Annotated in this window: 14 protein-coding genes; 9 read left to right on the top strand and 5 right to left on the bottom strand. The window is 46.6% G+C overall.

The window, feature by feature from the left end; genetic code table 11:
• The first annotated feature begins 160 nt into the window (after positions 1 to 160).
• Together QJS83_RS12560 and QJS83_RS12555 are read left to right on the top strand one after the other, a co-directional pair.
• Positions 161 to 955, top strand: a complete 795-nt coding sequence (locus QJS83_RS12560; RefSeq protein ID WP_284605250.1) for a TIGR02147 family protein — start codon at positions 161 to 163, stop codon at positions 953 to 955.
• The gene (locus QJS83_RS12555) at positions 955 to 1,941 is read left to right on the top strand and encodes a hypothetical protein (protein WP_284605249.1); all 987 of its coding nucleotides are present in this window, start codon (positions 955 to 957) and stop codon (positions 1,939 to 1,941) included. Before QJS83_RS12560 ends, QJS83_RS12555 begins: the two co-directional genes overlap by 1 nt.
• Before the next feature lie 30 nt (positions 1,942 to 1,971).
• Here QJS83_RS12555 and ygiD read toward each other — a convergent pair whose 3' ends face one another.
• Positions 1,972 to 2,742: a 4,5-DOPA-extradiol-dioxygenase gene (gene ygiD / locus QJS83_RS12550; RefSeq protein ID WP_284605248.1), complete on the bottom strand. Its 771-nt coding sequence runs from the start codon at positions 2,740 to 2,742 to the stop codon at positions 1,972 to 1,974.
• Positions 2,743 to 2,746: 4 nt separating this feature from the next.
• A complete protein-coding gene (locus QJS83_RS12545) occupies positions 2,747 to 3,349 on the bottom strand; it encodes a YceI family protein (protein ID WP_284605247.1) in 603 nt (200 codons plus the stop codon).
• Positions 3,350 to 3,443: 94 nt separating this feature from the next.
• Between QJS83_RS12545 and QJS83_RS12540 the strand changes: the two genes are divergently transcribed.
• Positions 3,444 to 4,343: a LysR family transcriptional regulator gene (locus tag QJS83_RS12540; RefSeq protein WP_284605246.1), complete on the top strand. Its 900-nt coding sequence runs from the start codon at positions 3,444 to 3,446 to the stop codon at positions 4,341 to 4,343.
• Here the strand turns inward: QJS83_RS12540 and QJS83_RS12535 are convergent.
• Entirely contained in the window at positions 4,340 to 4,879 is a 540-nt protein-coding gene (locus tag QJS83_RS12535) for a PilZ domain-containing protein (protein WP_284605244.1), read from the bottom strand. The genes QJS83_RS12540 and QJS83_RS12535 overlap by 4 nt on opposite strands.
• A gap of 89 nt (positions 4,880 to 4,968) precedes the next feature.
• A complete protein-coding gene (thiL, locus tag QJS83_RS12530) occupies positions 4,969 to 5,919 on the bottom strand; it encodes a thiamine-phosphate kinase (protein WP_284605243.1) in 951 nt (316 codons plus the stop codon).
• A gap of 79 nt (positions 5,920 to 5,998) precedes the next feature.
• On the opposite strand from thiL, the gene ppk1 reads away from it, so the two are divergent.
• Positions 5,999 to 8,164, top strand: coding sequence for a polyphosphate kinase 1 (gene ppk1, locus QJS83_RS12525; RefSeq protein WP_284605242.1), 2,166 nt, complete (start codon positions 5,999 to 6,001; stop codon positions 8,162 to 8,164).
• 5 nt (positions 8,165 to 8,169) lie between these two features.
• A complete protein-coding gene (locus tag QJS83_RS12520; protein WP_284605241.1) occupies positions 8,170 to 8,676 on the top strand; it encodes a SixA phosphatase family protein in 507 nt (168 codons plus the stop codon).
• Here the strand turns inward: QJS83_RS12520 and QJS83_RS12515 are convergent.
• The gene (locus tag QJS83_RS12515; RefSeq protein WP_284605240.1) at positions 8,673 to 9,593 is read right to left on the bottom strand and encodes a Ppx/GppA phosphatase family protein; all 921 of its coding nucleotides are present in this window, start codon (positions 9,591 to 9,593) and stop codon (positions 8,673 to 8,675) included. The genes QJS83_RS12520 and QJS83_RS12515 overlap by 4 nt on opposite strands.
• A 53-nt stretch (positions 9,594 to 9,646) precedes the next feature.
• Here QJS83_RS12515 and QJS83_RS12510 point away from each other — a divergent pair, with 53 nt between their 5' ends.
• The 4 genes from QJS83_RS12510 (at position 9,647) to QJS83_RS12495 (ending at position 13,591) form a co-directional block, all read left to right on the top strand.
• On the top strand, positions 9,647 to 10,702 hold the full coding sequence (locus QJS83_RS12510; protein ID WP_284605239.1) for a hypothetical protein: 1,056 nt from the start codon (positions 9,647 to 9,649) through the stop codon (positions 10,700 to 10,702).
• Positions 10,703 to 10,801: 99 nt separating this feature from the next.
• A complete protein-coding gene (gene phoU / locus QJS83_RS12505; protein WP_284605238.1) occupies positions 10,802 to 11,467 on the top strand; it encodes a phosphate signaling complex protein PhoU in 666 nt (221 codons plus the stop codon).
• Positions 11,460 to 12,164, top strand: a complete 705-nt coding sequence (locus QJS83_RS12500) for a response regulator transcription factor (RefSeq protein WP_284605237.1) — start codon at positions 11,460 to 11,462, stop codon at positions 12,162 to 12,164. Before phoU ends, QJS83_RS12500 begins: the two co-directional genes overlap by 8 nt.
• Positions 12,161 to 13,591, top strand: coding sequence for a sensor histidine kinase (locus tag QJS83_RS12495; RefSeq protein ID WP_284605236.1), 1,431 nt, complete (start codon positions 12,161 to 12,163; stop codon positions 13,589 to 13,591). The genes QJS83_RS12500 and QJS83_RS12495 overlap by 4 nt, the downstream gene beginning before the upstream one ends.
• The last annotated feature ends 10 nt before the right edge of the window (positions 13,592 to 13,601 follow it).

The following is a 13,601-nucleotide window of genomic DNA, read 5'->3' as shown; positions in this document are numbered from 1 at the left end:
ATACAACGAACTCCCTCTTTTTATCTCAATTCTTCGCAATTAAAAAAAATCCCTGCGCCAAAATAAAACTGGAAATATGGAACACAATGGAACATATTGAGCGCCTTTAATGACGGACCGTCAGTGACACTGAGTTCGAGGTTAAGTTATGCCTTTTAGCATGAGTCAAAAATATTTGAATTACAGGTCATTTTTGGTCAACGAGCTTGAAATCAGAAAGAAGCGCAATCCTTCTTATTCTCTGCGAGCATTTGCTCGCGATCTTGCGGTGCCTGTATCCCGTCTCAGTGAAGTCATCAATGGAAAAGTCGGTTTATCTGAAGAGCGTGCGGTAAAAATCGCCGAACGCTTGGGTTTTTCGGACTCGGATAAAGAGCTTTTTATCAATCTCGTTCTATCAGAACACGCCCGCAGCACGGTGATCAGAAATCTCTCGATTCAGCGGGTGCAGCAGCGCAACGAAGCCTTTACGCGCATCGGTGAGGACGAGTTCAAACTTGTTTCGGACTGGCATAATATTGCGATCCTCGAGTTGCTTCAAACTCCGAGCATTGAATTTACGCCGGATTTTATTGCCAAGCGTTTGGGAATTAATGCGAATCTAGTGATGGATTCCTTAGAACGCTTGGAAAGATTGAAACTTATCGTGAATAAAAACGGAGTGTGGGAGCCGACGCATATGGCGCGCACAACGACGCCGGATATTCCGCAAGAAGCCGTGCGTAGTTATCACAAACAAGTGATCTCCAAAGCGTTGGTCGCTATCGATAAACAACCGATGGAAATGCGCGACTTTTCTTCGATCATGCTTTCGATCAATAAAGAAAAGCTGCCTTTTGCTAAAGACCGCTTACGTCAGTTCCGTCGTCAATTGATGGCCGAGCTGGAAACGGATCCTGTTCGCGACTCCGTTTATTGTATGAACTTCCAACTTTTTGAAATTACGGAGTCTTGATGAAAAGCCTGATCCTGACTGCTCTTTTGTTTTGTGGTTTTGTCGCGCATGCTGGCACCGAAGTTGTGAATGGCGGCGGCGGAGTTGAGATCAACGGAGAGTATGCGACTTTTGGAAGTGCGAAGATTCCCGTGCAAAAACGAACTTTGGGGCCTACGGAAGTTCCGGGATTAAATCTAATTGCACCGATGATGCAAAAGCTGATGCTGACGGATGAGTCTAAGAAAACCATTTTCGAAAATCTTATTCCGTCTTCGCGCCGAGCTTTCTTTAAGGTGGATGAAGCTCGTCTTGATGACAGCTCATTTGCATCTATTATTCGCGAATATTCCGAGATAATGAAGCTGCCAAAAGAAGAAGTGGTATTGTTCGCTCTGACATTCCCTAAAAAGAAGCAAACCGTTCTTTTTCCGGCGTTCTTTCAGTTGAAGCCGGTTGAGCAAGCGGCGATTCTTTTGCATGAGGCGATGTGGGTTGTAAATCCCAAGATTCGTTATGATCAAATGATTCAGCTTGAAATGGCGACCCAAGTTCTTTTGGAAAACCCGGAACCAACAATCGCTCAGCAATGGACTTTTTATTCCAACTTTCATCAAGTCATCGGCGATGGTGCAAACTTGGTGAAAGTAGCCTTTGTCCTGGATATTCAAGCAGGTCATAACTTTGCCGCGGATGTGCTTATTGGGCAGGACACTTTTCAATGCATGCAGCGTTCGGCAGCACAAAGCCCTATTGACGGATGTGTAGATGCTTGGTCGAACCAATTAGCTGTGTCTTTGTCTCTGGGGCAGGGTGGATTTTTAGCGGAAGCTCTTTATGAATATCTTTTGCTGAACAGCCCGCGCAGTTTTATGAGCGACGCCTTCAGAAAAGAACGTCATAACGTTTCTGATTTCGAGCTTATTTACAAAGAAGACAGTATTGCGCGATTCTATATTAGAAATAAAGTGACGGGGCGAATTTACGGAAATTTCATGCTTCTGTAGAAGAAAAAGGAGGTGTAAAACCTCCTTTTTTTATGACCAAAGAACCGAGCGCATCGAGAGACTGCCCATTTCGTAACCCTCATAAGGGAACGAAAGTTTATCATCTTTTTCACTAGCCCCATAACAATAGAGTAATGGAAGATAGTGCTCAGGCGACGGAACTGAAAGATCGGCGGCTTCTCCGAACTTTTGCTCGTAGTGCAAGAGTGTCTTCTCATCGCGTTCTTCCAAGGCCTTTTTGATTCCTAGATCAAACTCTTCCGCCCACGGAAAAACGGCTTTAGGGTCCCGCCACTGTAGCATTCTCAAGTTATGAACGATATTGCCTGTTCCTAAAATCAACACACCTTTTTCACGAAGGGACGCAAGATGACGGCCCATCTCAAGGTGTTGTTCCGTAGTTTTAGTGACGTCGATGCTTACTTGATATGTGGGAATATCCGCATGCGGATACATATGCACTAAGACCGACCAGGTTCCATGATCCAAGCCCCATTTTTCATTCAGTGTCGCATTGGGGAGGAGCTTCTGTGTTTCATGTGCCAGCGCCAAAGGGCCGCGTGCGGGATACTGAACGTCGAATAAAGGTTTCGGAAAGCCGTAGAAATCATGAATAGTCGGAGGCTCCGCATTATAAAGAACTTGCGTCCCTTGTGTCTCCCAGTGAGCGGAGACACAAAGGATGGCCTGTGGTTTGGGAAGAGATTTTCCCAAGGCTGCGAGTCCCTCTGTGAGAGGATTTTTCTCCAACGCATTCATCGGAGAACCGTGACCAACAAACAACACAGGCATTCGAGACATGATATTAACCTTTCTTTTCGATTGGCTTGTTGGCTTCAATCTTGATGATCAAAGTCACTTCGTCACCAACCACCGGGCCTACTTCGACAGCTTTGTGCCAAGAAAGACCGAAGTCCTTGCGATTGATTTTACCTGTCGCAGAGAATGCGATCTTGTGATTTCCGAACGGATCGTTCACATCACCCAAGTATTTCGCATCCAGAGTCACTTCTTTAGTTTTACCTTTTAACGTCAAATCACCAACTAATTTCAACTTATCCGGTGTGCCGACGATTTTCTTTGTGACAAACGTCATTTTAGGGTTCTTTGCAGAGTCAAAGAAGTCCGCACTTCTCAAGTGGTCGTCACGGTCTTTATTGTCTGTATTCACGGTTGCCACATCGATGTTCATATTGGCTTTTGATTTTTCCAATTTTGGATCAATTACGATAGAGCCATCGAATTGCGTGAAGCGGCCTTCCACTGTCGCGATGACCAAGTGAGGCACTTCAAAACCGACTTTAGAGTGAGCCGCATCAATAGTATAAGAACCTGCAGGGATCGATTTACCTGCGAAAGCGTTCAATCCAGCAAGCGTCACCAAAGTTCCAAGAATAAGTTTTGTCATTGTAGTTCTCCTTTTTTGTTTATTTGACGAACTTAGTATCGACCGATTTAGATTATTGCGGTAGGTGACATCTTTAGGATATACTGTTGCATATATGGAACAATTAGATCTCAACCAAATACGTACTTTTGTGAGACTTGTGCAGGCCGGAAGCTTCACGCGTGCGGCGGAAGTTTTGCGGCAACCGAAGTCACGCGTCAGTCGCCGTTTGGCGGCATTGGAAAAAGAACTGGGTGTGCAGCTCATCTATCGCACAACAAGACAGTTTCAGCTGACCGAAACGGGACGGGCTTTTTACGAGCGAGCACAAGGTCTTGTGGAAGGTTTAGAGAGTCTAACAAATGAAGTGAGCGAGTCCACGGCCGAAGTTTCAGGGCTTATTAAAATCACAGCCTCTGACGACATGGGCGTGCGTCATCTGCCGCCGATTTTGGATGAGTTTACGAAACTTTATCCGCGAGTGCGTTTTGAGATTTTGCTGACTCAAGCCGTGGTTGATTTGGTGAAAGAATCTGTGGACGTGGCGATTCGCGCGGGGCACCTTAAGGACAGTTCTTTGCGAGTCAGAAAGATCGGAACCATCGGAAATATTTTTGTCGCTTCGCCGGGATTTTTGGAACGCTATCGTCATTGGGAAGATCTGTCGCAGTTTAGCTCCCTGCCTTTTTTGGGAATGACGCAAAAATTGGATGTGTGGAAATCGCCGGAAGGTAAAAAAGTTCAACTCAAAACGAATCCTATTTTCACGGTCAACAATCCTTCGGCACTTGTAGAGCTGGCCCTTTTAGGAAAAGGTGTCGGGTTTATTCCGGAATTTCTTTGTAGCGCGCACATCAAAGCGGGACGCTTGGTGCATATCTATAAGAATCTTAAAGGCGCGGAAGTTCCCTTAAGCATCGTGATGCCGGAACAAAAAGAAGTGCCCTTAAAAATTAAGAAGTTTACCGAGTTTGCGGCGAAAAAACTTAAAGACATGGTTTGGGCGGAAACTTAGAAAAGACCGAGCAGTTTTTTATAAAGGCCCACGTACTCGAAGCGGAAAAGCATCCAAATGGTAGCGCACCAAAAAGTTGCAAGCAACGCCATCATCACGAGTTGCGGCAGGCTTGTCAGGCTGATTTTTGTAGCGGGGCGATTGAGCAGATCGTCAATGTGACCTCGGTCTTGAGTCTCTTTGAACTTGCGCGCAAGCCCTTGTGCGAGGACGATTCTTTGTGACATTTCGAGCTTATAGAAATGAACGCCAACAAGAGTGCGAGAGTCGGTGATATTTTCCAGGCGGGTGACGATGCCATAACAAGCCATCTGTTTTGAGCCCGGAGGAGTGAATTGAATTTTCACCACTTCGCCAAGAAGAGGGCAAAGGTCGTCGGGAGCCGTGAATGCCAATCCCGTAAGCGAAACATTTTTGATTTCAGTGCCTTCTTCCCAAGGAACCTGTTTGGGGCCGGCCACGCGAATGAGGCTGTCGTCTTCCGTATTTAAAATGTAGCGGGGACTGCGCCCATGATATCTCGCGAGACTCGTCATGTCTTTCTTTTCGGACAAATGGCGTTCTGTCTTAAGGAAATCTCACTCTGAGACGGCGTTTTTCGCGGGCAAAAACAGAAGTCTGTGAATTAAAAATGTCTCCAGCCCTTAAATTCTTTTATTTCCTCTTTGCCGTCGGCATAAGTGACAAAAACTCCGGGTGCATTTGTGAACTGACCAACAAGTTTCCAATTTTGGAACTTGTCATAATCGTCCGGAGAAATCGCAATGAGCAGCTCGTAGTCTTCGCCGCCCCACAAAGCCAGATCCTCGGTGGCGACATCCAGTTCAAAAGACATCTTGGCGGTTTCTTCGTGGATCGGAAGGTTGTCGATAAAGATGTGGAGGCCGCTTTCATTCGGTATTAATTGCAAAGCATCGTTCACCAGGCCGTCGCTGCAATCCATAAGCGCGTGAATTTTATCTTTCTTTTCTTGTAATTCCGCGACGAGATCCAAACGTGGTTTGGGGCGAAGATGTTTTTGTTTGGCTGTAAGAAAATCTTCTTTGTTTTTTTTCAAGGCGATGAAGCCGGTGTAAGACAAACCTAAAAATCCGCTGGAAAGAAGAAGATCTCCAGGCTGTGCGCCTTTTCTAGTCAGCGGTTTCGGACAGCTGCCGTGGATACTGACGTCGATCGTGAGTTTGTCTCCGGAAGCGGTCAGATCTCCACCGACAATTTCACAGTGATGTTCGTCGGCGAGCTGACTCATGCCCATGTAGAATTCGTCAAGCCAAGAATCGTTTATTTTTTTCGGCAAGGCCAAAGACACTTGGGCAAAGTGCGGTTGGGCTCCCATAGCGGCGATGTCGCTCAAATTCACTGCTAAAGCCTTGTAGCCAAGATCGAAAGCGCTGAAATAGTCGAGGCTAAAGTGCACATCTTCAACCATCATGTCTTGGCAAATCACCGAATAGCCAGGGAAGTTCTTAAAAACGAAAGCATCATCACCCAACGGCACGACCGTGTGATCGTTTTGACGCTGGACCCGATAACGAATTTTTTGAATAAGAGCCCATTCCTTGGGAGTGTTTTGCATAGTATTTTTCCCTGAGAAGACATTGCCAAAAAATTGGCTTTATTGTGAAATAATGAGCGAGAGAGTCAAGGAGGATTCTTTGAATACGCCAAAAGTGGCTTCGCCGAAACGCACATCTAAAAAGAAATCGACGAGAAAGCCCAAAGTTGTAGAGCATCCTCTGTCATCTGAAAGTCTTTTTTCGAGCCGTGAAATTGGATGGCTGAATTTTAATAGACGAGTGCTCGCAGAGGCGGAAGATGTCCGCAACCCTCTGTTAGAGCGCGTGAAATTTCTGAGCATCTCGGGTTCGAACTTAGACGAGTTTTTTATGAAGCGCGTAGGCGGATTGAAGCGCCATGTGGCTTACGGAATTTCACCGAAGTCTTCCGACGGAAAAACGCCGCTGCATCAGTTGCATGAAATTCGCCAAGTGGTCGTGCCGATGTTGCAGGATCAGGCTCAGTGTTTCAATAAATCACTGAAGCCTTCGTTGGAAAAAGAAGGTGTCTTTCTTGTATCCTGGAAAGAACTTTCTGAAAAAGAAAAAGAACTTGTTAAAAAGTACTATAACAAAAACGTTTTCCCGGTTTTAACGCCACTTTCAGTTGATCCAGGACATCCGTTTCCGTTTATTTCAAATTTGTCTATCTCCTTGGGTGTGACGTTGAAGCATCCCAACGGCGAAGATAAACTTTTTGCGCGGGTGAAGATCCCCAAAGTATTGCCGCAGTGGATTCGCGTCGATCCGGAATCCTCGGTTTTGCGTTTCGTCAGTCTGCTCGAAGTGATTAAAGAAAATTTGGCCGATTTGTTTCCATCAATGCAAGTGCTCGATGTCATGCCATTTCGTCTGACTCGTAATGCGGATTCAGATCAGGATCAGGAAGATGCCGAAGATTTGCTTGAGGCGATTGAAGAAGAACTTCGTCAGCGCCGCTTTGCGGAGGTGGTCCGTCTTGAGCATGGTCCTCATCCGGATCCATGGATGCTGAAATTTCTGATGGAAGAATTGGAAATTACCGAAGAAGACATTTATGAACTTCCATCAATGCTGGATTACACCGATCTGGCGGCGATTTCCGATTTGAATTTGCCGAAGCTAAAGTTTGAGCCCTACACGCCGGTGGTGTCCCCGGCATTTGCCGAAGAAGGCACGGGGATTTTTAACTCGATAAAAATGGCTGATCAGCTTGTGCATAATCCTTATGAAAGCTTTGCAGCTTCTGTCGAAAAATTCATTCGTGTGGCCAGTGAAGATCCTAAGGTTCTTGCGATTAAAATGACTTTGTATCGCACCGGCGACAACAGTCCTTTCATTAAGGCGTTGATTCGTGCAGCGGAGCAGGGCAAACAAGTCGTGTGCTTGGTCGAACTCAAAGCGCGCTTTGACGAAGAAAGAAATATCTATTGGGCGACGGAGCTGGAAAATGCCGGCGTTCACGTCGTTTACGGCGTCGTGGGTTTAAAGACCCATGCGAAAACTGCCTTGGTGGTCCGTCAAGAAGTCGAAGGCTTGAAGTGTTACGCCCACATCGGAACGGGGAATTACAACGTGACGACGTCCAGATTTTATACAGATCTGGGATTGTTGACCGCGAAAGAAGAAATCACGAATGACATTGTCGAATTCTTTCACTACCTCACCGGTCGTTCGTTAAAAAGCAACTATCAAAATCTTCTGATTGCGCCCGTGAATATGTTCACGAAGTTTAAAACGATGATCGAGCGCGAAGCGGAGCATGCCAAAGCGGGAAGGCCCGCGCATATCGTCGCTAAGTTCAATAACTTTGAGGAAAATGATATTGCCGTGGCTCTTTATGCGGCTTCGCAAAAAGGTGTCGACATCGACATGGTCGTGCGCGGATTTTGCTGTCTTCGTCCAGGCGTGCCCGGAATGAGCGAACGTATTCGCGTCAGCTCTATCATCGGGCGTTTCTTGGAGCATTCGCGGCTCTTTTATTTCCGCAATGGCGCTAAAGACCCTGTCGATGGCGAATTTTTTATCGGCTCCGCCGATTGGATGTATCGTAATTTGCACGCGCGTGTCGAGGCGATCGTGCCAATTTTAGATCGCACCCTCAAAGAAAAGTGCTGGGAGATTCTTAACCTCTGCCTAAAAGAACAAAGACAGGCGTGGCACATGAACTCGGACGGTTCGTACACAAGAAAAACCTCTCAAGACATGGGAATTCATCAAACTTTGATGCAAATTGCAAAAGCGCGAGTTACATTGGTGGAAGAGACTCACTCTGGAGCGGAATAGGATTTGTGGAGCTGATTATCATTCGCCATGCAGTTGCAGAAGAACGGGAAGACTTCGCGAAAAAAGGTCTTGAGGATTACTTTCGCCCTTTGACTTTGAAGGGGCGCAAGAAGATGCAAAAAGTCTGCGTTGAATTGCGCGAGCATGTGAAAGAGCTCGACGTTATCGTTTCCAGTCCGCTGACTCGTGCGCGGCAGACGGCAGAAATCGTCTCGCAAATTTATTACGAAACTAAAGTGCTTGAAGCCGCGGAATTAGTTCCGCACAGTCCGCCGCAGGCATTTTTGAAATGGCTGCGCACGCAAGCGCGCCAGTACCGTCGTATTGCGATCGTGGGACATGAGCCGCACTTAAGCGCCTTTGCCAGTTTCATGTTAAGTGGAAAAGCCGAAAGTTTCATTGATCTTAAAAAAAGCGGGATTCTTGCTTTGGAGATCGAATCCTTTGCCCAAGCGCAGGCGGGGCACGCGCAACTTCTTTACGCTCTTCCGCCCAAATTTTTAATCGACTAATTTTGCGGAATCATCGACCAAACCAGACCGTCCCGTAATCCCACGCTGGGAATGAGTATTTTTTCAGTCTCTGCCTGGCGAAGGATGGTTTGCACCAGCACGGCAGCGGGCACGATGACATCGGCGCGGTCAGGTCGTAATCCTAATTTTTCAATACGTTCTTTGATTTTTAATTCGCTTAATTTTTCAATGATTGTGTTGAGTTCCGCAAGAGTCAAAAACGTGTGTGGCGTTTTCTTAAGAAGCTGGATTTTTAGTTGTCCCAGGCACTCAAGGTTGCCGCCTGTGCCGATGGCAAAGTCGACCGGATCGTGATCGCAGTTTTTGTAAATATGCTCTCCCAGGTCTTTTAAAAACTCGCCCATGATGATGCTGAGATGGGATTCATTGAGCTTTCTTTTCGCCAAGTTTTCCAAAACCCGAACAGTGCCCATCGGAAAGGATTTCGTCGCCATCATTTTGTCGCCGTGGGAAAACGTGACTTCCACACTGCCGCCGCCGATATCAATCAACATGGTCTTTTTGTTGTCGAGGTCTAGTTCTTTGCGGACGGCAAGATGGATCAGACGTCCTTCTTCAACCCCGTCGATGACTTCGATTTTAATGCCCGAACTTTTAAGGATCTCTTCGACAAAGTGATTTCGGTTGCCGGCCTCACGGCACGCGCTTGTGGCGACGGCCCGGCATTGCTCCACTTTAAGTTCTTTATTGATCTGAGCATAGTGATGAAATGTCGCTCTGGCGATATCCAAAGACGCTTCAGAGATCACACCTTGGGTGAAAACGTCATGACCCAAACGAACGGCCGCGCGGAATTTTTTAACGACGTGAATTTTCGGAGAGCCCTTGGCAACGTCGGCAACCATCATGCGGATGGCGTTGGAACCAATATCAATAGCGGATACTCGACGTGACACGATATGCGTCTCCTTTCTTGGCTTTAGTATATAAAGGTGAGAGCATAAGAGGCATGAAAAAAATGATGATCGTTGCGATATTTTCTCTTTTTGCCTCTGCACAGGCTAGGGCTCTTTCCGAGATTGAAATTGGCGGGGAACTTGATATCAATGCCTCTGTTTGGAATCTTCCTACGGGCGAACGTGGCAATTCCGCGGTGCAAATTCCTTCTTTGTTTCTCAACGTCAATGCGCCTTTAAAAGGCGACAACCTTATGGTCATCACTTTGGAAGGTTCTGAGCAAAAGACCTCTTCGGCAGAACGTTTTGATGTCAAAGTCCGCGAGGCCTATCTTGACGTCGTCAGTGTCTTTCAAGGAATGCATGCTTTGCGCTTCGGTTTAATTCCACAGACGTGGCAAGAGGCGCAGTATGAGTTGTGGAATTACCGTTTTCTTGGCCGCGACGCCTGGGCTATGACGGAAAAATGGAAGTATCTTAACTATTCAGATTTGGGTTTGTCGTTTATGTCACAAATCCCCAACGATTTGGGGGAGTGGGCTTTGACGTTGGCAAACGGCGAAGGCTCTGAAGAAGAAGAGTCCGGACCTCACAAAGAGTTTTCTCTGTTTGCGCGTTTCACAAAATGGGAGCCTTGGAGTTTTTCATTGAATTACGTGCGTGGCAGTTATGACAAATACGGCGAAGACATTGCCTTGAAGGAAAGAATTCAGGCTTTGATCACTTATGAAGTGCGAGATAGCTGGTACGCAGGTCTTGAAGTTTTCGAAGCCAAAGATCCTGCAGATGCTCTTCAGGATTTAAAAATGGCTGAAGGCGTGGATGTGACCGATTTACTGGGTGAATCCGTGCAAGGTCGAGGTGCGAGTTTGTTTACAGTTTTTAGCACAGGACCCCAAGCAGAGGTCATGTTGCGCTACGATTACCTCAATGCCGTGACTGAAGAAAGCGGCAAAGATTTGCAAACCGCTATGATCGCGCTAGGATATGAGGTGAGTGAAGATATTAAGGCGGCTTTGGCCGTGGACTACACTCGTTATGGAGAGGATTTTGCGCCGGGAATGCGCGATCGCTCTAAATTAGAGTTAGCCGCTCAAGTTCTGTTTTAATATGTTAAGATTCTGTTAGAATGCAATTAGATGCCGTGTTAAGCGGTGTTTTTCTATCATAAATAATTATAACAAAGCCATGCGCTGGGGATAAAAACCATGGAAAGAGCGATTGATACTCAACTCGAAGACCTGAAGAAAATGATTCTTTTGATGGGTGGTCATGTTGAGAAATCTTTAGCCCAAGCTACAGCGGCTTTGCTGTCGCGTGATCTCAGCATGTTCGAACAAGTGCATGCGATTGAAAAACAAATCAATGAAGATCACATTCGTGTCGACAGTGCTTGCATGAACTTGTTGGCAAAGCAGGGGCCTGTGGCAAAGGATCTTCGTTTGATTCTTTCCGTGATTAAAATCAACAACGACCTTGAGAGAATGGGCGACCAGGCTGTGAATATTTCTCACTCTGGGAAAGACTACTTGGGCCGTAAGCCGATTCAAGCTCAGCTCAACGACATTCAAAGAATGTCCGAGATCGCGGGTCGCATGGTGAAGGGATCCTTGGATTGTTTTGTTCGCGGCGACGTTGAACAGGCAAAAAAAATCCTTCTCATGGATGATGAGATCGACAATTTGAAAAACAAAGTTTTCAAAGATTCGATGGCGCACATGAAGACTCATTCCGAAGATGTGGAAGCGAGTCTTGATTTGATTCTGATTGCGAGAAATCTGGAGCGTTTGGGGGATCATGCCACCAATATCGCCGAAGATGTGATCTTTGCCTTCACCGGCAAAGACATACGACATGGGGGCAAGTTTGGCTGACAATTCGATTCATGTGCTAGTGGTGGAAGATGAACAAGAGATCCGTGAACTCATGGCCTTGCATCTTCTCAGACAAGGTTACCGTGTGACCGAGTGTTCTTCCGCCGAAGAAGCCTTGAACGAAATGAATCGCCAAAATTATCATGTATTCATTCTTGATTGGATGCTGCCGGGCCTGAGCGGCGTCGATATCGTCGATAAAATCAAAGCGAAATTCCCGCACGCGGGTATTCTAATGGTGACTGCGAAAGCGGAGCCGTCAGATATTGTCTCCGGTCTTGAAAGAGGCGCCGACGATTACATCACAAAACCTTTCAATCCCACGATTCTTGTAGCTCGCGTGAAGGCTCTGGTTCGCCGGGCTCTTCCGGTACAAGCGTCATCGTCCCAAGATGACGGTGAAATGCAATTGGAAGGTTTACGTATCAATTTCAAATCTTATGAGATCTCTTACAAGGGTGAACCTCTGCATTTGACCCCTTCAGAGTTCAAGCTGTTAGGCGCTTTGGTGCAAAACCACGGTTGCGTCCTGACGCGCGAACAATTGATCGAAAACATCCAAGGGGAAGGTATCAACGTCGTCGGACGCACCATCGATACCCACGTTTTCGGATTACGCAAGAAGTTAGGGGAATGGGGAGACCGCATTGAGACTATCCGTGGAGTGGGATATCGGGTTAAAGTAGATATCGCATGAAGCGATTTGTAAGATTCCCGTGGCGCATTTATTGGAAATTCTTTTTCTACCAAGTGGTGGCGTTCAATATTCTCTTTATTGCCGTCATCTCTGTGATTGACGTTCGTTACCGCGTTCGACCTTGGGTTTACAACGAAGCTCTTTTAAATTTCTTTTTATTCAGTCTTCTTGTCGCGGGTTTGACCTCGTATCGTTTTGCACGTCCCATTCATCGTGTGATTTTAAAAGCGCTGCGTATTTCAAGTAAACGCACGTATGGCGATCTGGTCGATCCTTCCGAAGAAGATCTTTTGGATGACGAGATCAATGATATCGCCGAACTGGATGTCGCTTTGAACCGCATCCACTCAAAAATGAAGCGCCGTAAAGCGCAATTCCTGCAATCGCAAGAAGAGTCCCAGGCTTTTATGAGTGCCGTGGCCGAAGGTTTGGTCAGCGTAAGCCTTGACGAAAAAATTCTTTATTTCAACTCGCAGTTCGCGACGCAGTTTTTAACGAATGATCAGGTGCAGGCGCCGGTTTTGCGTTTGAAAGATGCGATCCGTTCCTCTGATGTGTTGGAAGGTTTTTCGAAAGCGATTCACGAAGGTCAAGTTCATCGTTTCACTGTGAAGCTCAACACCATGGTTGACAATCAGCCTCGTTATTTTGCCGTTTCGGTGAATCCCACGCGTAACGAAAAAACCAAAGAGATTTACGGCGTCGTGGGAATTTTCCATGACATCACCGAGATCAAAAAAGTGGAGCAGATCCGCATTGATTTTGTCGAAAATGCTTCGCATGAACTGCGCACACCTCTGACTTCCATCAAAGGTTACGTGGATACTTTGAAAGAAGACGTAAGAACCGGACACATCCAACAGGCGGGGAAATTTTTGGACATTGTTTCGCGCAATGTGGACCGACTGATGGATCTGGTGAACGATCTTTTAAGTCTCAGCGCTTTAGAGTCGCAATCTGAATTGAAGCTTGAAATGATTCATCCTCTGCAAATTTCGGAGCAGATTTTGGCGGAGATGGCTGTTCTCGCTGCGGAAAAGAACATCTCTGTACGTGTGATCGGGGATGTGCCTCCATTTATGGCGGACGCTCATAAAGTGGAGCAGGTTCTAAGAAATCTTGTTTCCAACGCGATTAAATTTATCCCGGCCGGTAAATCTGTCCAGATCCGCTGGGAAGGCGACGGAAAAAATGCGGTCGTCTTGCGTGTGATTGATGATGGTCCGGGAATTCCTGCCGAGCATTTGGGCCGCCTTTTTGAAAGGTTCTATCGTATTGATAAAGGCCGTACTCGCGATGCGGGTGGAACGGGACTAGGCCTCGCGATCGTAAAACACATTATGCAAAGTCACGGCGGGACGGTGGCCGTTAAAAGCTCCGCTGAAAAAGGCTGTGAGTTTATTTGCACCTTTCCTGTAAGAAATTAGAAATCGAAAT

Source organism: Bdellovibrio sp. 22V (genome assembly GCF_030169785.1).
In the GTDB taxonomy this organism is placed as follows: Bacteria; Bdellovibrionota; Bdellovibrionia; order Bdellovibrionales; family Bdellovibrionaceae; genus Bdellovibrio.
Note: the sequence above shows the minus strand (reverse complement) of the source record. Positions and strands in the feature narration are given on the sequence as shown.